Raw genomic sequence first — 21,247 nt, 5'->3', positions numbered from 1 at the left:
GATAGTGTAAACACTATCTTTACTTTTTTTATATAAATCCTTGAATTTGCAAGGATTTAAGTTGTTTTTAAAATAAAAAAACAATGCCCCCTCTATTTGATATAATTGTTGTATCTGAACTCAACAAAATACCAAAAGGAAGGTGTCATTGTGAGTACAATTATATCAATGTTAGTTACCTATAATCAAGTATTACTTTCTCAAATTAAACAATTACTTATTTTTATTGCTAAAAATATACCGCTAAAAGTTCCAAAATACGATATGACAAGTCCTAAATATAAAAAACTTACTGTAGACAAATTGCCTACTATCAAAACTTTTGAAAAGCTTAATTATAATCAACTATTAGATGAGTATAAAACCTCTCATGGTAAGGATAAAAAACCTGTCAATTCTCGTGGTAAATATCCAGTATCCCCAGAGACCATCTGCCCTCAATGTGGCGCTCCGCACATCTATATCTACGATAACGCTGGAGGCCGTGGGCAGCTTTGGTGCAAAGTTTGTGATCTGCATTTCAACAAAAATAAGGTTAATTTTAAAACTGAGAGCTTCCTTTGCCCATTTTGTGGACACTCTTTAAGTAAGAAGAAGGACCGTAAAAACTTTTATATCCATAAATGTGTTAATAAAAAATGTAATTATTACCTGAATTCTCTTTCAAGGCTTTCTCTTGAAGATATTAAAGAATACAAGAAAGATAAGCACAGATTTAAACTGCATTACATTTATCGTGAGTTTACAACGAATTATTTTGATGTAGATTTATCTTCTATGCCAAAAGGTGCTACTAGCCTAAATTTCAGAAATTTTTCGTCTCATGTAATGGGCCTATGTCTAACATATAACATTAATTTAGGATTATCTACACGCCGTACGGCGCTTGCTCTTTGGGAAATACATGGAGTTAAAATATCTCATGTCATGGTTAGCAGATACGCCGTCACAGCTGCCGCTTTAGTTAAACCCTTTGTCGATAATTATGACTATAAGCCTACTGATTACCTCGCTGCTGATGAAACTTATACTAAAGTCAAAGGAGTCCATCAATATGTTTGGCTTGTTATGGACGCTATCAAGAAATCAATTTTAGGATACCAAGCGTCTTTTAGCCGTGATACTGGCCCTTGCATTTTGACTATGCGTATGGCTTTCGATAAGTTCAAAGAGTTTCCCGGCAAGTCACTTAAATTCGTTGCTGATGGCTATACTGCATATAAGCTTGCTGAGCAACAGTTTAAACTTAACGGCATGGACTTCGATGTAATCCAAGTAATTGGTCTTACTAACTCTGATCCTATTTCAACCGAATATCGTTGGCTTAAACAAATAATAGAGCGTCTCAACAGAACATTTAAATTTTCCTATAGGGTTACAAATGGCTTTGGTAGTGAAGAAGGTTCCAACACGCACTTGGCGTTGTTTGTAGCATATTACAACTTTCTCCGCCCACATAGCTACGCTTATTGGGGACCATTGAACTCAATCCCTGAACTTGAAAAGATTTCTACTATGCCAGCAAAATGGCAAAAGTTAATCGAACTTTCACAGCAACTTATAATAGAAAAACAGGTTGTATAAGTGAATTTACCTTTTAATATAGTTTGAATTTTCTTACCCGGCAGGGTTCCGTAAAAAAGGAACAATCTGATTAGGTATATTTTTGCTGACTTTTTTTATTTACCAAAAAAATTACAAGGTTTTGATGAAGACAAAACTAATATTTCATTCCTTTAAGGTATATTTTCACTTTTCAAGGTGCAATTTAAATTCCAAAATTTTTAATCTTGTTTTTTCATAGATTAGTTAACACTATCAAAATTATAATTTCGAAAGTATCATTATTGATATAATAAGTCCGTATATAGCAATACCTTCTCCAAGACCAACAAAGATAAGAGTTTTTCCTAGTATCTTGGGATCTTCTGATACCGCACCTAATGCTGAAGAACCAACTGCCCCTACAGCATAGCCTGCGCCAATAGTTGCAAGTCCTGTGGAAAGCCCAGCTGCTAAATACCCAAGTCCAGCAGCCGGGTTCACTGCAACTGTTCCCGCTGCGCGTGCTACGCTTGGAATATTCACGATCAAAGCTCCCATCATAACTGGTATAAATACACCTAAATTTATTTTCAGTGCTTTTTTTACCTTTTTCCTCCCCAAAACATCTATTTTACTTTGAGAAATGACTCCATACGTAATAGTAACTATAACAACACAAAATGTTAACATTAATAAAATAGTCATAATTGTTATTCCTCCTTCTAATATCTAGTGCACTAACTTTCATGTTCATAACTTCCATTAACTTTTTACACAGAATACATGTTTATATATATGTTACTTAAGTTCAATCTGCACAGGTTCAAAAGCAATCCCTGCCCCTTCATAATACTTACTGAATAATTCATAATACTCAAGTCTTAACCCTTGTATAAATACAATTAACCCTTCAAGGCATATAATTATTACATTCCCAATTATTAGTATTATCACTGAAGCAAATCCACTTTTAGTCATTGAAGCCATAGCAGAAAATGCAACAAACAAGCCCACATGATTTAATGCAAATGCACCTACTCTTATGAATGAAAGTGTATTAGAAAACATGGATAACAATGTTTCTATTACCTCAAAACCTGATTCTATAAAATAATCCTTAGTTCCAGATTCAAATAATATTTTTTTACCTTTAATAATATTTGCAAGCGGCTCCTTTAGTAATATCAGTAATAAAAAGAAAAGAAAATATATTATCCAAATAGCTTTTGGTAATAATGGCTTTTTATAGATTATAGATACTATTAGTATTAAAGCTCCAATATAGAACATAAAACCTGCTAGTCCTTCTTTTCCAAAAAGTCCCCGTTCTATATCTTTTCTTCTTAAACTATTAGTAATCCCTAATATAAAGCCTAAAATTAAAAAACCACATCCAAATATTATAGCTCCAATTAACATATCGTTAATATCTTCCATCGGTCTAATTAGCAATGCATTAATTACTCTCTCAGAACCAAATACACTCCCATATAGGAACCCAAATATTATAGAACTTACCCCCAGGGTTTCAAAAAGCCCGCCTATATTACTTCTCCCTGGCTTATTTTTCAGCATAACTCCTGCTAAAAGCAATACTAGTCCTTGTCCTGCATCTCCAAACATAGCACCAAACATTAGAGTATAAGTTATTGCCAAAAACCTAGTAGGATCGATTTCTTCATAGCTAGGAACACCATACATGAAAAGCAAACTTTCAAATGGTTTAAACAATTTATTGTTTATAAGCATTGTTGGTGGAGTTATAGCTTTATTAGTTCTTTCATTTGGATCTTTTTTAATAATCAATATTCTATCATCAAAACTCAAAAGTAACTTATCAATGCTCTCCATAAAACTTTTAGGTATCCAACCAGAAAGATAAAAAAATTCATTTGTGCACGCCGCGTTCTTTTTAATTTCTCCAGACTTTTGCTCCAATTCATAACTATTTTCTATATTTTTTATAGTTTTATAATTTTCCTTTAGGAAATCACTAAGTTCCATTTTAATTTTCGTTGTAGATTCTTGTACTTGATATATTTCCGCACGAACAACCACTGCCACGTCCCTTGGAATGCCTATGTAATGATTAGGCACTAGAATTTTTTCGCAATTTGCCGATTTAAAAATTCTTTCCGTTTCTGTTAGCAAAAGCATTGGAGTAAATGCTATAAATGTAACGAAATCTTTTTCCTTATAGACAGTTTCTATTACTGATGGAATATTTTCATAATTGGCTTTTAGTTTAACCATGTTTTGCTCTGGCACTTTATATAAATCCATTTGGAAATTTTTCATAGCAGTAATCTCTTCCATAGGAATAGATACATCATTTAAAAATCCTAAGGCCTCATAGGTGTTTTTAAGGTATTGCTCCTTTTGTTTTAAATCCTCAAATTCTTTGTTTAAAACCATATATTTATCATATACTTCCGCTAGCTTATTCTCTATGGTATCAAGATCAAAAATCATCTCTTTAATATAATCGCAATTTATACCAACAGTATTTTGAGCCTTTGCAAGTTTTTCAACATGTTTTAAACTTATATTATATTCTTTATCATATAAGTAAGGTCTTATATAGTTTACATCCATTAAAGCCTCTATGTTGCCTTCAGAAGTTTTTAATACAAAATCTGACGAGTTTATTTCTTGCAATGCACTTACTGGCTGCATGCAACCTTCTAGTGCTAATAATTTAGTTAATTTATCAAAATCAGACATTTCACCTACTAAATTAACCATATGCATTTTTTCTATAGACACAAAATCACCTCCTGCTTTTTTCTGGGGTAGATAATCATTTATAATGTGACAGAAACATAATTTATACCTTCATTCATATCCATATCGTATCTTCTTTGTTCTACTATAGATATAATATCTTTTATTTCAATCTTATAAAACGCAAGATAACTCATAGCCATGCTAATATTTGTTTTATTTTCTCTAAGATTTTTTTTGAAGTATTTTTTTTGAAATTCACGTTGTCGTTTTTCAATGGAATTAAAATCATCCTTTTCATATATCTTTGCATATGGTGTTTTTTCTATTATATTGTAAAATTCCTCCATATTATTTATATAACAAAGCTTTCTAATATTTTCCTTTGAAAGTTTATACCCATTATATATGGTATAATTAAACAGTTCCTCAGAAGGTATATTGTAAAAAGTCTTTCCTCTATATATCCATCCTAAATTTAAAAGGTCTGCTTCCAATCCTAATATACTGAGTACCACTTCTTTATTCTCATTGTCCAAATGCTTGAGTTCGCGTCGTACAGACATAAAATAAACAAAATCAAGTTCTGTTTCAATCCTAAACAAACCTTTTTCACTGATGCCCCTAGCTAAATTTTTTAGACTTTTATAATATATGCTCCCTTTTAGTCCATCTATTACCTCTTCTGTATTTTTTAAGGATATTAAATAATCATAATTTATTGTATTTAAAGAACTTCTTGCAATTAGCTTGTTTTCTATTTCGTCGCAACGTAGGCCTAAATATTTGCCTCTAATAATTATTTTTAAATCTTCTACTTCCCATCTTACAAAAAAAACTTTTATAAGCTTCCTGTATTCACCATCAAAATAATTTATAAATTTGCTATAAATACTTGTATAGTATCTATTTAAAATAATCTCTAAATTACCCCTATGTATTTTCTCTAAGTTGTATTCTCCTAAAAGCTCCCCATAGCTCGTATCCTCTTTTAATACTTTAACAGTACTTTTAAAATCTTTACACTTTAGTAATTTCAAATATTGATCTCCGCTTATCATCTTTCCCATCATTGCCTTTACTTTAGAATTAATAGCACTAAACTTAACAACACTCCCCATATATTCCCACTCCTATAATAGCGTTAAATACTTCATCTACTATTTTAAATTTATTGTTTTGATATTTTTTACTAATATTTTTTAATACTTTTTCTTTTTCTTTTCTTATGATTTCAGCTTTAAACTCCGCCTCCATCATCTTTTCATTACTTATAGTATTCTTAATGTTTTTAGATTCTTCTTGAAAGCTAACCTTCATATCCTTTATTATATTTTCAAATTCATCTTGTTTTACTTTTAACATTTCATCAATGCCCTTCCTATAGCTTTCAGCATCTTTGTCTATACTCATTATTTTGTTAGTTATAAATTCCAAAACATCACCCCCAATATTTATAAATAATACTTGTCTTTACATTTTTACATAATTTGGAATGAAGACTATATTCTCATTATATTACCCTTAATGCATAATGTCGAAAGCGATTTTGGGCATAATATAAGCATTTGATAAGGGATTTGAGCCTTATTACAATATATACCATACAAAGCTAACGCTGCCTATGTTTATCTCTTGCCCCCTACATAAAAACCATGACGGTTTCTTAAATAATTTTTCTTTATATTACCTAATGTATGTAGTATACTTATATATTATGGCTAAATACGTAATGAAGGAGGATATTTATGAAAGATAACATAAAAGAAATTGAAGATAGCATATTAAACTATCTGTATGAAAATAGAACCGCATCCCCACAAAGCATTGCAAAAATAAAACTTGCACTTAATCTAGGTAATGGTAAAGGTGATATTAGGGTCTTGAAATCTTCTCTTGAATCTTTAATGAAAAAAAAGCTTATAACTAAACAAGCGGTTAGAGGAAATTATAAAATTGAACTTACTGGAATAGAATTTATTGAAGAGAATTTAAAAAAAGAGTTATAAACTCTTTTTTTTTATGAAATACAATATAAAAAGCGGCTCAGATAGCATAAAACTATGTATCTAAGCCGCAATATGTCTATTTAATTATGAAATATGTGTAAATTGGATTCGTTCGTTGTATTAGCACTACAACATAGTTTTAACTTGGCAGGCACACTATCACCTACCCCCATGTATGTTATTCATTTTAGCATATTTCACCGATATATTCAATAGCAATATGCATAATTTTGTCGAATTGTTTAATCCTACACTCCATACTTTAAATTTTCCTCGTTCATTTTTATATTGTATCCTAAATTCTTTTAAATATACAAATATTACATATAAACTTTATTGGTTTAACGACATTTCAGCGACCCAGGAGATGATTTAATTACTTTATGTCAATCTTATCTATAAATTTACTTAAGGTCTTTTCTCCAATACCTCCCACTTTTGTTATCTCTTCTACAGACTTAAATCCTCCATTTTGCTGCCTATATTCAATTATAACATCAGCTTTAGCATCCCCTATTCCTGTAAGAGTCTTTAGTTCTTCTTTGCTAGCAGTGTTTATGTTAATAATAGCGCCCTTTTCAGTGCTACCCGAGTTTGAAATCGCAGAATCGTTAGAATTGCTCTTTAGCGTAGTATTCAGAGGCGTTTGTGTTTTGTTTACCTCACCCTTTTTACAAATCACAATACAATCTTCATCATTTAGTTTTGCAGAAAGATTTGTCGCATCAAGGTCTGCATCACTAGTTCCCCCACCTGCTAATTTTATAAGATCGGCAACTCTACTTCCTTTTTTTATATCATAAACACCAGGATCTTTTACAGCACCTTTTATATCCACTTTTATATTACTATCTTCTACTTTTGCATTACTACCTTCTACTTTTGCCTTACTACCTTCTACTTTTGCATTACTACCTTCTACTTTTGCATTACTACCTTCTACTTTTGTATTACTACCTTCTACTTTATTTGATCCAGCTACAATAACGCCCGCTGTATCTTTTTTTTCTGAAGTTTTATCAGTTTCTACAAATATATCTTTATAATCCGAAGCATTAACATTTTCTTTTGGACTTGAAAATTTGTAGCCAGCAATTATAAATGCAATGCTTATGCATAAAATAACTATAGAACCAATTATTTTCTCTTTATTTTTCATAATTCCTCCTCGTTAACCTCCTAGGGCACAGAACACTTGCTAATTATTTTGCCATCCTATATAAAATTATTGACAAGTTTGCGTAAATACTATCGCTAAGAAAGATTTTTTTTGATATACTATAAATGTTGAAAAACTTGGAGGTAACCTATGAAAAAATTAATCACAATAGCACTTACATCATTTTTTTTATTTTTTAATACGGCCCCAACAGTTAAAGCACTATTAAAACCGCCAGTGGTGTCTGCTGATAGTGTGGTTTTAATGGATGCCACTACCGGTAAACTACTTTATGAGAAAAATAAAGATTCCGCTTACCCACCAGCTTCCACCACTAAGATAATGACTATACTTCTTGTCTTAGAAAACTCCAATTTAAACGATGTCGTAACAGTAAGTAAAAATGCAGAGATGACTGATGGTTCAAAAATATATCTCATTAAAGACGAAAAAATTTCTGTAAAAGAATTGTTATACGGATTGACATTAGCCTCTGCTAATGACTGTGCTGTGGCCTTAGCAGAGCATATAAGTGGTTCCACAGGAAAATTTGCAAAGCTTATGAATGAAAGGGCTGATTCTTTAGGTTGCAAAAATACTAATTTTGTCAATCCCAATGGACTATATAATGTTAATCATAAAACTTCATCCTACGATTTAGCCTTAATTATGCAGGAACTAACTAAGCATAATGAATACACAAAAATATCAACAACTCCTTCATATATTATGGCAGCAACCAATAAGTCCAAGGAAAAGCGTCCTCTTTGGAATGGTAATAGACTAATACATACTGGTGACGAAAACTATTATAAGAGTTGTGAAGGTGGAAAAACAGGATATACTATCCAATCACAGCATTCCTTTATTGCCGTAGCTAGTAGAAATGGTCAAAAGCTTATAGTATCTCTTGTACATGACTCTGAAAAGACATTTTTTCCAGACAGTAAAAAATTATTGGATTATGGCTTTGATAATTTTGAACTCTCTAAACAATTTAATAAGAATGATAAAGTATCAAATTTAACTTTAGATGACGGTACAAAGGTTCCGCTACTTGCTTCAACTGATCTTTATATTGTTAAATCTAAAAATCGAACTTTAACTCCAACTATTAAAACTACGGAAAAGAAAATAGACCTTTCGCCAATTAAGAAAGGTGTTCTAATAAGTAATGCTACAATCACCTATGGTAAAGATTCTTATGCTTTAGATTTGGCTAGTGGAATAGATTACGCTAAAAACAACGTTCAAACCCCTTCACTCTCAACAAACACAAAAAATGCACTAAAATATCTTGCACTTGCCTTAGCACTATTATTATTTGTTATAATATCAAAAAAAAGGAAAATAGAAAAAAGGAGAAACATAATAAAGTATATCCCCAGACATTTTAAATAGTAAAACATAACATATAAAAAAGCACCAAGTATAAACTATTAATCTAGTTTATACTTGGTGCTTTTTTATATGTCACTTTCAGTTTTAAGTTTACTTACCAAATTCGCTATATCATCTGGAAGTTTTGACTTAAGTGTAAGCTTCTCTCCAGTTCTTGGATGCGGAATAATTAATTTATAAGCGTGAAGTGCCTGTCTATCAATATAATGACTTTCGCACTCTCCATACAGACTATCTCCATAAAGCGGATGACCTATATGACTTAAATGAACACGAATTTGATGTGTTCTACCCGTTTCCAAAGTTACTTTTAACAAATCACCATTTTTAAAAGAATCAATAACTTCATAATGAGTTATACTTCTTTGTCCATCTGCCCAAACTTCTCTCCTTGCACTTTCTTCATCGGGATTTCCAATAGGCAAATCAATAGTACCTGTCTTATTTTCCATATTGCCATGTACAACAGCCATATAACTCTTCTCGAAAGTTTTGCTATGCATGTCGCTTTCCTGCATATCTCTTACCTGTAAATCGCTGCTATGCATATCTCTAGCTAATGCCATATGTGAAAATTGATTTTTTGCAATTATTATAAGACCTGAAGTATCCCTGTCTAATCTACTTACTAGTCTAACAATGCATTTTTCATCTCTTTCCTTAAAATAATACAAAACTCCATTGGCAAGAGTACCACTGGGATAACCCCGAGTTGGGTGAACTACTATCCCCGGGCTCTTATTTACAACAATAAGGTCTATATCATCATATACCACGTCTATATCCATCTTCTCAGGCTCAATATTTTGATGTTCGTCTTTTTTCATATCAATTTCTATTTTATCCTCTGAATTTATTCTAAGATTCAACTTAGCTATTTGATCGTTTACCCTTATTTTCCCACTAAGCCCTGAACTTTTTATAAATCTGCCAGATAAATTTTCTGTGTACTTTAAATAATCTCTTACCTTTACGTCAACGATATTTGCTCCAACTACATATGTTAATTTATCATTACTCAATAGCAATTACTTCTATTTCAACTATTGCATCCTTAAGAAACTTTCCTACCTGAACGCAATCTCTAGCCGCTAATTTTGTGCTAATAATATATTTTCCCATTTTTTCTTCCCCTCATAATTATATAGTATCGGTAAGTTAAATCATCTCCTTGGTGGCTGAAATTTTCTTTGAAGATGATTTCAGCTTCAAGAAGATGATTTCAGCTTCAAGAAGATGATTTCAGCTTCAAGAAGATGATTAATGCATTAATTTATGATCTTTACCTAAGAAAACTATTATATCGAATTTTTCATCACTGGAGGATAAAAATTCAATATTGTCTATTTTAAAATCTTTTTCTAAATCATTTTTGATGTCTTCATTACCATTATACACTAAAATTTTAGTTTTACTAGTAGCCTGACCATTTCCTGTTACCGGTTTATTATAGCCGTTTTCTACAAGATATGTTGAAAAGTCACTAGCGAGTCCCGGTGTTTTGGTCCCATTAATCACCTTTATTTTAACCTTTGACTTATCAATATTCTGCACCTGGTTACCCTCTAATTTTGATATAATATCTTTATTTTGAGCTTCATTATATACTACATATGATACACCATGTACACTCTTTAAGTCGCCCTTAATGGTATCCATGGAGAGCTTATCACTACCAATGGTTGCAAATATGTATCCATATTTAAGTATATCATTAGCATCCATATTAGTTTCTACAGAACTTTTTATTGCTGATAAAATACTTGGAATCTTAATTACTGTAATAGGACTTTTTACTTTCTTCATAACTTTAGAAATAAACATATGCTGATTTTCTATTCTTCCTAAGTCACCATTTTCAAAACCACTACCATCAGAATTTTTTCTCCACCTAAAAAATTCCTCAGCTTTTTTACCATCCAAATGAACATTCGTTCCCTTTTCAAAATAAATGATTAAATCTTGATCAGGATCTTTATAATCCATTTTCCTTGTTATGTCAATATTTACTCCACCAATAGCATCAATTAGTTTATCAAATCCTTTATAGTCAATTTTGCCATAGTAGTCAATTTGAACACCTAATAACTTTTGTACAGCAGCAACTGCATAATCCACACCACCAATAGCATGGGCAGCATTAATTTTTTGATTTTTACCATTTATCTTAACTAAAGTATCTCTGGGGATAGAAACCAAATTAACTTTTTTATCATTTGCATTATAGTGTGCTAATATCATTGTGTCTGTCCTCTTTGGGTCGTCAGCATTTGTAGCACCTGGAGTACCCACATCTACGCCCATAACCAGTATATTGCAAGTCTTTCCATCTTTCTTAATATTTTCTATATTATCCTTGTTTAATTCCGATGCTAATCCTTTTTTGGATAAATCTAATGCACTATTATTAAAGCTATTTAAGTAGAAATAAAGATAACCGAAAATTAACACAAGCACTGTCACCACTAAAGTACTAATAACAATTGCAAATCTTTTATAATTCACTATTTTTCTCTTTTTTTTATTATCACTCATACTCTCACCTACTATATTTACTTAATAAATAATTTCTTGCTTCTATTGTATCCGTATGCAATAATCCCTTTTGACCTATAACATATTTTATAGTATTGTCAAAAGATTTTATTACTGCTGCATCTAAATCAATATTACTTAAGCTTCTTAGTTCTTCTACTCCATCAAATTTTCTTAATGGCTCAATATAATCTGCAATATAAATTATTTTCTCTAAAAGGCTCATGCTTTTTCTACCAGTAGTGTGATAACGAATAGCATTTAAAATATCCTCGTCGTAAATCCCCATTACTTCTTTAGCTAGTATACTTCCAACTAACCCGTGCAAAATTGGTGGGTTCTTTAGGTATATTTCATCTAATTGTATTTTATGTTCTATAGCCAGTTTTATAAGCTCCTCATCAGTCTTATTCTTAACACAATCATGTATTAAGCCTGCAATCCGTGCTTTTTCTACATTTTCTCCATAAATAACCGCTAGCGTTACTGCTGTTTCACTAACGTTTAAACTATGTCTTAATCTACTTTCTTTTAAACTTAATTTCAAATAATGGAGCATTTCTTTCTCATTCCACATTTAAATCCCCCTATTTATATAACTGAAGCTTATCAATAATTACCTCTACACCCTTAGGAAGAAGGTAGTCAACATTTCTACCTTTTTTTATACCACCTCTAATGTTCGTTGAAGATATGTCTATAATTGGCATATTGAGAAAAATCACTTTACCATTGAACTTTTGTTCTACATGATTTTTCTGCTTTAACAGTTCTTCCACTGTAAATCCTGCTCTACCGTAAACCACCAACTTACAACTATTGAGTATCCTATCTACATTTTTCCAATTATCTAAATCCATTAGGCTGTCTCCACCAATTAAAAAATACCACTCTATATTAGTTTGTGATTCACTAAAAAGTTCAAGTGTTTCATAAGTATAGCTATTATCTTTTTTATTAATCTCATAATCGCTTATTTCAAAGTGGCTTTCGTGCTCTATTGCCTTTTTAACTAAATCATATCTAATTTGAGCATCTGTAATTTTTTTATTAATTTTATTCGGTGGGTTTCCTGCTGGCATAAATAAAATACTGTCTAAATGTAAATTGTATAATGCTTCATAGGCAATATGAACATGTCCTATGTGAATTGGATCAAAGGTTCCTCCAAAAATAGCCTTTTTCACTGTAACACCTTCTTTATATTATAATAAGGTACCTTCTGTAAAATAATAACACATTTTCTAATTTATATAAAGGAAAAAGCATGTAAAATTACATGCTTTTATGGTAATTCAATTTTAGGCTTTTTTAATGACCTTTTGTACAATACACATTTACTACCAATACTTTGTATTCCTTCAGCATTTATAGCCGTGCAAATTATATCTGAAGCTTCTCTAGCAGTTATTCCACTATTATTTAAAATTTTAATTTTAACAAGCTCTCTAGATTCTAATATGTCTTCTATCTGTTTTAAAAAATTTTCTTCTATTCCAGCTTTTCCAACCTGAAATACAGGTTGTAATGGATTTGCAAGAGTTCTTAAATAACTTCTTTGTTTACTTGTAATCATAATATCCTCCTAGTTACATTCTTATAAGATAAGAATTATCGCTCATTATCTTTTATAATAAGAATTCAAATTCAAACTTTTGTAGTCTTACTAAATCACCGTCTTGAATTCCTTTTGCAACTAATGCGTCAAATACTCCCTTATTCTTTAACACTTTGTGGAAATATTTAAGCGAATCCGGTTCATTTATATTAACAGCACTTAACAATCTTTCAACAAAACTTCCTTCAACAACAAAAGTGCCTTCTTCATCAACCTCAACAGTGTAGGTGAATCTCTTTTCTTCTATTATGAATTTATCTTCATCATTTATTACTAATTCCGTAACTGGGATAGTAGTTAACATTCTAGCTGCTTCTTTCATAAGTGCATCAACACCTTGATTTGTAGCTGCAGATATTTTAAATATTTTACTATCATCATATCCCAGTTCATTTAATTTCTTCTTAAAGTTTTCAAATACTTCATCATCAAACAGCAAATCACTCTTATTAGCGGCTATTATTTGAGGCCTATCCCATAACTTAACGCTATATTTTCTAAGTTCTTCATTTATTTTTACAAAGTCTTCTACAGCATCTCTACCTTCAATTCCTGAAATGTCAACCACATGAATAAGCATTCTAGTTCTTTCAATATGTCTTAAAAAACCTATTCCAAGACCTACTCCTTCAGCTGCACCTTCAATTATTCCTGGTATATCAGCAATAACAAAATTTTGTGCACCCTTAACACTTACTACTCCTAAATTCGGTTTTAAAGTTGTAAAGTGATAATTAGCAATTTTAGGTCTTGCTTTTGATACTACTGAAAGCAATGTTGACTTGCCTACATTTGGAAAACCTAATAATCCAACATCAGCTAAGCTCTTAAGTTCAAGTTTAATCCATCTTTCTTCTCCTGGCATTCCTGGTTCAGCAAAGTTTGGCGCTTGCCTTGTAGGTGTACAAAATTTAACATTACCTTTTCCGCCTTGTCCAGCTTTGCAAACTCTATAACTATCACCATCATGAGCTAAATCATACATTATTTTTTCTGTTTCCATGTCACGCACAATAGTCCCCATTGGAACTTTAACATACAGATCCTCTCCAGCTTTTCCATAACACTTAGAACCAGAACCGTTTACTCCATTTTTTGCTACGAATTTTCTTGCATATGAAAAATCTAATAGGGTAGTCATACTAGGATCAACTACTAATATTACGTCTCCACCGTCTCCACCGTCTCCACCATCTGGTCCACCCAGTGGTATATATTTCTCTGTTCTAAACGAAACGGCTCCACTGCCACCATTTCCTGATTTAACAAAAATCCTGGCTGTATCAATAAACATATATTTCACCTTACCTTAGCTCATTTTCTATTTTGTTTAATTTTAATTTATTAGCCCAGCGCCGCAGGTGATAACATCACTTATGGTACTGAATATTAATCTATAAGCTATATTATTATCAAAAACACATTTATAAATTCTTAAATCATCTATTTCTGTTTCTATTTGTTGCCATTCATCCATCCAACTCATTTCGTCAGACATAGCTTCATTATTAGTAATCAGTAAGCTTTCACCTAATTCATCTTCAAATATATAAATATATACAAATTTCTGATTAGTAACTTCTAGTTCCATAAATATAGTGTTAAGCAAATCGCTTTTTTTATTATATCCAATTTCAAAAATTTTATTTTTAAAATTGCTAATTTCGATGTTTATTTCTACTTTTATTTCATTTTGCCATAGTTTTTTAATATTATTCTCAAGGCATAGTGAAAATCCATTATCTTGTAATCTATAAATTTCACTGATAATTTCATTTTCCTTGGATAACCTATCTATGTATTTCAAAGCATCTTCCGGTCGCCTCATTTGCAAATATCCAGATATAACTTGCAGATCATTCATAAAATCATGTCTTTGTTTTCTAATTAAGTTTATAAAACTTTCTAAATCACTCATTACTATCCTCCAAAAGAGAATTTTAAAAAAGCACCCTTTAAGGGTGCCTTAAATTATTCAGCAATACACGTTTCTACATCAACAGGATAAACACTTGCTTTTTTCTTCATTTTGCCCATTCTTTCGAATTTTACAACTCCATCAATTTTAGCAAAAAGAGTGTCATCTCCACCTATTCCAACATTGTTTCCTGGATGGATTTTTGTTCCTCTTTGTCTTACTAAAATATTGCCTGAAAGAACAAATTGTCCATCTGCACGTTTAGTCCCAAGTCTCTTAGATTCACTATCTCTACCGTTTCTTGAGCTACCTACTCCTTTTTTATGAGCAAATAACTGAAGGTTCATAACTAACATTGTACTACACCTCCTCTGTTTCTACTTTTATATATTCACCATAAGTAATTTCTATACTTTTAAGTCCAAGTATCATTGTTTCAAGTAAAACTTGACATCTTTCGATATCTTTTAGGGTTTGATCTTTTAAATCTAAATTTAAAAATCCATCCTCTATATCATACTTCACCTTAATTTTTAGAACTTTCTCAATACCAATAACTGTAGTTTGAGAAATTGCTGAAATAGCAGCACAAATTAAATCTACATCTAATTCTGCTTCTTTAGGCTGAGCATGACCTTTTATTTTAAAAGAAACTATTTCACCTTTTCTTCGAACAAATTCAACTTTAACCATAACTAAGCTTCTATCTTCTCGATTTGAATTTTAGTATATGCTTGTCTGTGTCCTTGTTTCTTTCTGTAATCTAACTTTCTCTTAAATTTGAAAACTATAATTTTCTTAGCTTTTCCTTGTGCTAATACTTTAGCAACAACTTTAGCTCCTTCTACTACAGGTTTTCCAACTATTAAGCCTTCTTCCTTGCCTACTGCAAGAATTTCATTTAATTCAATGGTTGTTTCAACTTCAGCATCCAATTTTTCAACGAATAAAACGTCTCCTTCTTGAACTCTATATTGCTTTCCACCAGTAACTAAAACTGCGTACATAAAATACACCTCCTTGATCCAGTCTCGCCATCCCAGGTACATACCTTTATGTAAAATAAGCAAGTATGTTTATAACCTTACGTGTGCGGTCTACAAATGACATTCTAACATATATTCAAATGTTTGTAAAGTATATTTACCCATATATCTTATGTGTTTGCAAATTTCTTATTTGATTTGCGAAAATTAGCGATTCTACTTTGAATTTTTCTAAATGGGGAATAAAATTCACATAAATTTTATTATCTAACGCTCCTATTTGACGTGCAAATTCTAAAACATCCTCCATAATATCCTTTTTGTAAATTTCATCAATTTCAATATATATGTCTTTAATGCCCTGTTCCTTATGTATCTTAAAAATTTCATTTTTAATCAAAAACTGAATATAGGCTAGCTTAACCCTGCTACTTTTTCCACCGCATTGCTTGCAAGGTTCCTCAATAAACTCGTATATAGACTTTCCGCGCCTCCTTCTTGCAATTTGAACCAAATTCAGCTCAGTAAATGGATAAATTACAGTCTTGTTTTTATCATCCGCAAATCCTGCTTCTAAAACGTCTAATATACTTTTTCTCACTTCTAAATCCTCAATATCAATAAAATCTATTATAATGATTCCGCTTAGGTTACGAAGTCTAATTTGTCTTGCAATTTCTGTCGCCGCCTCAAGATTGGTGCTTTGTGCAGTTTTTCGAAGTGATCGACTCTTTGTATTCTTCCCGGAATTAATATCAATTACATACATTGCCTCAGTTTTATCAATTACAATATTTCCTCCACATTTTAGTGGAATCCTATGATTGCGAAGACTGAGTATTTCTTTTTCTATTCCATAATAATCCAGTAACATTCTGCTTTCACTATGAAATTCAACTTTTACATTGATGTCCGATCGTTTTTCTGTAAATTTCTTCGTATACTGAAAATCACTTTCATTATTCAATACTATTTTAAAAGTGTTTTTATCTAAAATATCACGTAGGGTTCTGTTTAAAGCTCCAGCATCACTAAATAGCAAAGTAGGATTTCTTGAATACTTCGCTCGGTTTATAACAACCTTATATATTTCATACAATTCACGAACTTCATCATTTAGAGTGTCAATGTCTACATCAAAGGCATTGGTCCTAATCATTACCCCTATATCCTCTGGCTTATTAAGTTGATTTGCCACCATAGTTTCAAAAGTTCTATTATTTATTTTTTTAGAAAAGCTTATGTCTTTATTAATATTTACAACCACGCAATAAATACCTGCAATTCCGAAAGCACTAGTAACTTTAGCTCCCTTTTTATCGATCTCTTCTTTTAAGACTTCAACTATAATCTCATCGCCTTTTTTTATCTTGGTATTCTTAAACTTTTCATCAAGATACATATAGCAGTCTTTGCCCTTCCCAATATCTATAAAAGCACATTTAATTGCTGGAACAATATTTTTTACGACTCCCTGATATATTTCTCCTGGAATAGGGCCACTATCCTCTTCTTCTATGAAGCATTCCTTTAATTTGTTATTTTCCTTTATAGCTATTCTTAAAAATTCTTCTTGCCTTTCAATATATATTTCTTTCACTTTAATCCACTCCTATTTTACTAATTTTTGAAAAGCTCGCTAAGAGTGACTAATTTATCATCTTTATATGCATACATTTCTTCCCGCTCTATATCAACAAAAGCTTCTTTATTAATAGACTCTATATTTTCCTTCATATAGTCTGCTAATAACCGAGCTGATAAATTAGCGCGACTTCCACAAGCAATAAGTGCTGAAATACAAATTACTGAGCTATCTACTTCATATTCAAATTTATGCACTAATGGTTTCATATTAATCATTTTTTCTCCACTTTTACTCATCTTAACGATGTTCCATTCGCCTGCGCTACAAATACTCTGCAATGTTTTTAGTGCACCCTCTCCACTTGTGCAACTTAGTTTAAGAGTATATTTAGCAGCATCAATAATTGCCATAGCTTGAGCTTTCTTTTTTCCCTCAACTGGAATAACTTTTACCACATCTAAAATTTCAATTCCACGTGGCGTATTTTCATTCATTTTATCCATAATATATTTTTCTTCTAACTCGCTGTTTAACACTACATCCATGTATTCCCCCTTAGAATGTACCCCTACAGACAATGGTTGTGCAATAGATATTGCCATGTGAGGATTAAAGCCTTTTGAATATTCTATTGGAAGAACTGACCTCTTAATAATTTTTTGGAGGGTTCTCATTAAATCTAAATGAGCAACAAATTTAATTTCACTGCCTTTAGTATACTTAATTAAATAACGCACCGTTGAAACACGTCCCTTCTTTAAAATTAACATTAACGCCGCATTCCGTGCAGCCTAACATGCAATTTTGAGTTAATTCTACATTTTTTGCTTTTTCATTTTCCAGTATTAGATACTCTTTATTAACACCAATATCTATGAAATCCCAAGGAAGTATTTCATCATAACTTCTTTCGCGATAAGCATAAAATTCTCCTAAAACGCCACATTCATCCATTGCTTCTTTCCATATTTCAAAATTAAAATACTCAGACCAACCATCAAATTTTGCACCCTTTTCAAATGCCTTAATTATAACATCACAAATTCTTCTGTCTCCTCTAGCAATTACCGCTTCTAGATACGAAACTACAGATTCATGATAATTATAAATAACTGCCTTGCTTGTTATAGCATACTTAACTGCTTTTATTTTTAAAGCTACCTCATCCATTGTTGCTTGGGGCGCCCATTGGAATGGAGTAAATGGTTTTGGTACAAATATAGCGGAACTTGAAGTAACCCTTAATCCTCTTTTTCGTGTTTCCTTAGGGATTTTAAAGTATTCTGCTACAACTTTATCCGAAAGCTCTGCAATGCCTTGTACATCATCCATAGTTTCATACGGAAGCCCAACCATGAAATAAAGCTTTATAGTTGACCACCCTGAAGCAAAAACGCTGCTGGCAGCTTCTAATATCTGTTCCTCTGTAACTCCCTTATTTATAATGTCGCGCATTCTTTGGGTTCCAGCTTCTGGTGCAAAAGTTATACCAGTTTTTTTAACCTTTTGTATTTCCTTAATTAAATCTACAGAGAAAGAATTTATCCTAATTGAAGGTAGAGATACACTCACGTGGTCTTCCTTATGTTTTTCAATTAGCGTCGTTATAAGGTTTCGTATATCTGAATAATCACATATACTTAAAGAACTTAAAGATATTTCTCTATACCCTGTGCTCTTTAATAATTTATCTGCAGCATCGATAATGCTCGCTGTACTCTTTTCTCTAACTGGTCTATATATCATGCCCGCTTGGCAAAATCTACATCCATTAGTGCATCCCCTAAATGTCTCGAGTATTACCCTATCATGTACTATTTCAGTATACGGAACTACGATTTTATCTGGAAAAGCAACTTCATTAAGATCTGTTACGAATCTTTTCTTAACGCTTTTAGGAACATCATCATATTTAGGCTTAAATTCCTTGATAGTGTTATCTTCATTATAGGACACCTCATATAATGAAGGCACATATATTCCTCTTATCTTAGATATTTCTCTTAGGAATTCTTTTTTACGACCTTTGTACTTTTTGTAAATATCTAACACATCATTCATTATTTCTTCGCCTTCGCCAATCTCAAAGAAATCCACTATATCGTGCAGTGGTTCAGGATTATAAGCACATGGGCCCCCAGCCATAACTATAGGTTCATCTTCACCTCTCTCTGAAGCTCTTATAGTAACACCCGACATATCTAGCATGTTGAGTATATTAGTGTAGCTCATCTCATATTGCAGAGTAAACCCTAAAATGTCAAATTCCCTTAAAGAATCTTTGCTCTCAAGAGCATACAGAGAAATATTATTTTCTCTCATTTGTTTTTCCATATCTGGCCAAGGAGCAAACGCTCTTTCGCAATAAGTGTCACTTCTTTCATTTAATACATGATAAAGTATTCTACTACCTAAATGTGACATTCCCACTTCATACACGTCAGGAAAGCAAAAAGCAAATCTTATATCAATTTTTTCTAAATCTTTATAACAACAATTAAGTTCTCCACCTATGTATCTAGCAGGCTTTTCGACCTTAAATAAGATATCATCTGAAATTTTATTCATAGAAATCACTCCTCGTTTTTTCTCTAGGCTAGATAATAGTTATCCTTTGTATCTGCCATAGACACATTACATTATTTTATTTTAACACACGAGCGTTAAATCTCAAAATGAAAAATATCTTAAAGTAAAACACCCAACCTTTAATAGGCTTTGTTTTACTTTAAGATATCTTATTATACAGTATCTTTTAATTTCTTAATGTCAATGTACTCACTTAGGCTTATATTACCGTAGGCTTTTATTGCCTCAACTATTTCTTCTTCATACACCGTGTCTAGCAATGTCATATTTTCATCTAGTATTGTAAACAAATTGTACTTATTCTTATCAATTATCCCTAGTACCGATAATAAATTTTTTTCACAGAAAACAGATATACTTTTATTCTCTACATATCCTCTCTTTATAAATCTATGTTTCTTCCTAATAATATAACCCATAATCAAATATACTATCCTTTCCTTTTCTTTAATCGAAGATATTAAAATAAATATAGAAATTAAACCTAAATTAAAGTTGCTTTTATTTGCTACTACACTTACAAAATATATAAACATGAAAATACTTCCAATAATCATACTAGCCCTAATAGAAATTTCATTTGCCCTTCTATATATAGTTTTAATATTAAGTATATCCCTAAGTACCCTTCCTCCGTCCAGTGGAAAGGCTGGTATAAGATTAAAAATGCCTAAGGCTAAATTGCTTTTATAAATTAAATTCAAATAAGGTCTATTGAATAATATAAATAAAATATAAAAAATAACTGCTAATAATAAGTTTAATAGAGGACCCGATAAAGAAATTATTAAATCCTCTTTAGCACTTGCTTCATCTAAATCTTTCACCTTAAGTACGGCTCCTATAGGAAGAATTTCGATATCAAAGCCTGAAAATCCTAAAATTCTAGCAGTTAAATAATGCATCATCTCATGGATGAATACAAAAGCGAAAGCTACTACTAACTCTCCTTTAAATCCTAATATTATTAACAAAATAATATACGGTATAAATAACTTACTTATTCTTATCAATTAATCCCCCAAAGCAATTGCTGAACTGTCATTAAATCATCTCCTGCGGAGCTGCAATATTAACGACTTCAGAAGGAGATCTATATTCCCACTAAAGTTTCTTTTTTGCTATAGTATGGACCTCCTACTTATAGAAGCGGCCGGCTTCCCTTCTGAACTGTC

22 protein-coding genes are annotated in these 21,247 nt (G+C 31.5%); 3 read left to right on the top strand and 19 right to left on the bottom strand.

The window, feature by feature from the left end:
* Window positions 1-150: 150 nt before the first annotated feature.
* Entirely contained in the window at window positions 151-1,584 is a 1,434-nt protein-coding gene (locus ACWJJT_RS16980; protein ID WP_258280699.1) for a DDE-type integrase/transposase/recombinase, read from the top strand.
* 240 nt (window positions 1,585-1,824) lie between these two features.
* On the opposite strand, the gene ACWJJT_RS16975 is transcribed toward ACWJJT_RS16980, so the two are convergent.
* From ACWJJT_RS16975 to ACWJJT_RS16960, 4 genes are all read right to left on the bottom strand, one after another.
* Window positions 1,825-2,250, bottom strand: coding sequence for an ATP synthase subunit C (locus tag ACWJJT_RS16975; RefSeq protein WP_462955551.1), 426 nt, complete (start codon window positions 2,248-2,250; stop codon window positions 1,825-1,827).
* 93 nt (window positions 2,251-2,343) lie between these two features.
* A complete protein-coding gene (locus tag ACWJJT_RS16970) occupies window positions 2,344-4,311 on the bottom strand; it encodes a V-type ATP synthase subunit I (RefSeq protein WP_462955550.1) in 1,968 nt (655 codons plus the stop codon).
* 38 nt (window positions 4,312-4,349) lie between these two features.
* A complete protein-coding gene (locus ACWJJT_RS16965) occupies window positions 4,350-5,390 on the bottom strand; it encodes a V-type ATPase subunit (protein WP_462955549.1) in 1,041 nt (346 codons plus the stop codon).
* Window positions 5,374-5,706: a hypothetical protein gene (locus ACWJJT_RS16960; RefSeq protein ID WP_462955548.1), complete on the bottom strand. Its 333-nt coding sequence runs from the start codon at window positions 5,704-5,706 to the stop codon at window positions 5,374-5,376. Before ACWJJT_RS16960 ends, ACWJJT_RS16965 begins: the two co-directional genes overlap by 17 nt.
* Before the next feature lie 311 nt (window positions 5,707-6,017).
* Here ACWJJT_RS16960 and ACWJJT_RS16955 point away from each other — a divergent pair, with 311 nt between their 5' ends.
* Window positions 6,018-6,278 (top strand): hypothetical protein, encoded by a 261-nt coding sequence (locus ACWJJT_RS16955; protein ID WP_462955547.1) that lies wholly within the window; start codon window positions 6,018-6,020, stop codon window positions 6,276-6,278.
* A 376-nt stretch (window positions 6,279-6,654) separates the two neighbouring features.
* Here the strand turns inward: ACWJJT_RS16955 and ACWJJT_RS16950 are convergent, their stop codons facing one another.
* The gene (locus tag ACWJJT_RS16950; protein ID WP_462955546.1) at window positions 6,655-7,437 is read right to left on the bottom strand and encodes a helix-hairpin-helix domain-containing protein; all 783 of its coding nucleotides are present in this window, start codon (window positions 7,435-7,437) and stop codon (window positions 6,655-6,657) included.
* A 150-nt stretch (window positions 7,438-7,587) separates the two neighbouring features.
* On the opposite strand from ACWJJT_RS16950, the gene ACWJJT_RS16945 reads away from it, so the two are divergent.
* Window positions 7,588-8,838: a serine hydrolase gene (locus ACWJJT_RS16945; protein ID WP_462955545.1), complete on the top strand. Its 1,251-nt coding sequence runs from the start codon at window positions 7,588-7,590 to the stop codon at window positions 8,836-8,838.
* A 65-nt stretch (window positions 8,839-8,903) separates the two neighbouring features.
* On the opposite strand, the gene ACWJJT_RS16940 is transcribed toward ACWJJT_RS16945, so the two are convergent.
* The 14 genes from ACWJJT_RS16940 to ACWJJT_RS16875 form a co-directional block, all read right to left on the bottom strand.
* Entirely contained in the window at window positions 8,904-9,860 is a 957-nt protein-coding gene (locus ACWJJT_RS16940; RefSeq protein WP_462955544.1) for an RluA family pseudouridine synthase, read from the bottom strand.
* Between the two features lie 238 nt (window positions 9,861-10,098).
* Complete coding sequence (locus tag ACWJJT_RS16935; protein ID WP_462955543.1) at window positions 10,099-11,373, bottom strand: LCP family protein; 1,275 nt, start codon at window positions 11,371-11,373, stop codon at window positions 10,099-10,101.
* A 4-nt stretch (window positions 11,374-11,377) separates the two neighbouring features.
* Complete coding sequence (yqeK, locus tag ACWJJT_RS16930; protein WP_462955542.1) at window positions 11,378-11,950, bottom strand: bis(5'-nucleosyl)-tetraphosphatase (symmetrical) YqeK; 573 nt, start codon at window positions 11,948-11,950, stop codon at window positions 11,378-11,380.
* Window positions 11,951-11,960: 10 nt separating this feature from the next.
* Window positions 11,961-12,560: a nicotinate-nucleotide adenylyltransferase gene (nadD, locus tag ACWJJT_RS16925; protein WP_462955541.1), complete on the bottom strand. Its 600-nt coding sequence runs from the start codon at window positions 12,558-12,560 to the stop codon at window positions 11,961-11,963.
* Between the two features lie 98 nt (window positions 12,561-12,658).
* Complete coding sequence (locus tag ACWJJT_RS16920) at window positions 12,659-12,949, bottom strand: YhbY family RNA-binding protein (protein ID WP_165412894.1); 291 nt, start codon at window positions 12,947-12,949, stop codon at window positions 12,659-12,661.
* Between the two features lie 52 nt (window positions 12,950-13,001).
* Window positions 13,002-14,285 (bottom strand): GTPase ObgE, encoded by a 1,284-nt coding sequence (gene obgE / locus ACWJJT_RS16915; RefSeq protein WP_462955540.1) that lies wholly within the window; start codon window positions 14,283-14,285, stop codon window positions 13,002-13,004.
* A 42-nt stretch (window positions 14,286-14,327) separates the two neighbouring features.
* Window positions 14,328-14,909 (bottom strand): Spo0B domain-containing protein, encoded by a 582-nt coding sequence (locus ACWJJT_RS16910; protein ID WP_462955539.1) that lies wholly within the window; start codon window positions 14,907-14,909, stop codon window positions 14,328-14,330.
* A gap of 53 nt (window positions 14,910-14,962) precedes the next feature.
* Window positions 14,963-15,265 carry a 50S ribosomal protein L27 gene (gene rpmA / locus ACWJJT_RS16905; protein WP_165412891.1) on the bottom strand — a complete coding sequence of 101 codons (303 nt, stop codon included), beginning with the start codon at window positions 15,263-15,265 and terminating at the stop codon, window positions 14,963-14,965.
* 4 nt (window positions 15,266-15,269) lie between these two features.
* Window positions 15,270-15,602 carry a ribosomal-processing cysteine protease Prp gene (locus ACWJJT_RS16900; protein ID WP_462955538.1) on the bottom strand — a complete coding sequence of 111 codons (333 nt, stop codon included), beginning with the start codon at window positions 15,600-15,602 and terminating at the stop codon, window positions 15,270-15,272.
* Window positions 15,603-15,604: 2 nt separating this feature from the next.
* On the bottom strand, window positions 15,605-15,916 hold the full coding sequence (gene rplU / locus ACWJJT_RS16895) for a 50S ribosomal protein L21 (RefSeq protein WP_165412889.1): 312 nt from the start codon (window positions 15,914-15,916) through the stop codon (window positions 15,605-15,607).
* A gap of 136 nt (window positions 15,917-16,052) precedes the next feature.
* Window positions 16,053-17,495: an Rne/Rng family ribonuclease gene (locus tag ACWJJT_RS16890; RefSeq protein WP_462955537.1), complete on the bottom strand. Its 1,443-nt coding sequence runs from the start codon at window positions 17,493-17,495 to the stop codon at window positions 16,053-16,055.
* 20 nt (window positions 17,496-17,515) lie between these two features.
* Window positions 17,516-18,253 carry a TIGR03936 family radical SAM-associated protein gene (locus tag ACWJJT_RS16885; RefSeq protein ID WP_462955536.1) on the bottom strand — a complete coding sequence of 246 codons (738 nt, stop codon included), beginning with the start codon at window positions 18,251-18,253 and terminating at the stop codon, window positions 17,516-17,518.
* Window positions 18,204-20,051 (bottom strand): TIGR03960 family B12-binding radical SAM protein, encoded by a 1,848-nt coding sequence (locus ACWJJT_RS16880; protein WP_462955535.1) that lies wholly within the window; start codon window positions 20,049-20,051, stop codon window positions 18,204-18,206. The genes ACWJJT_RS16885 and ACWJJT_RS16880 overlap by 50 nt, the downstream gene beginning before the upstream one ends.
* Window positions 20,052-20,224: 173 nt before the next feature.
* On the bottom strand, window positions 20,225-21,085 hold the full coding sequence (locus ACWJJT_RS16875) for a M50 family metallopeptidase (RefSeq protein WP_462955534.1): 861 nt from the start codon (window positions 21,083-21,085) through the stop codon (window positions 20,225-20,227).
* Window positions 21,086-21,247 lie beyond the last annotated feature (162 nt).

This window comes from Clostridium sp. CM041 (genome assembly GCF_055081035.1).
The sequence above is the reverse complement of the archived record's forward strand: the minus strand, read 5'-3'. Positions and strand labels throughout refer to the sequence as shown.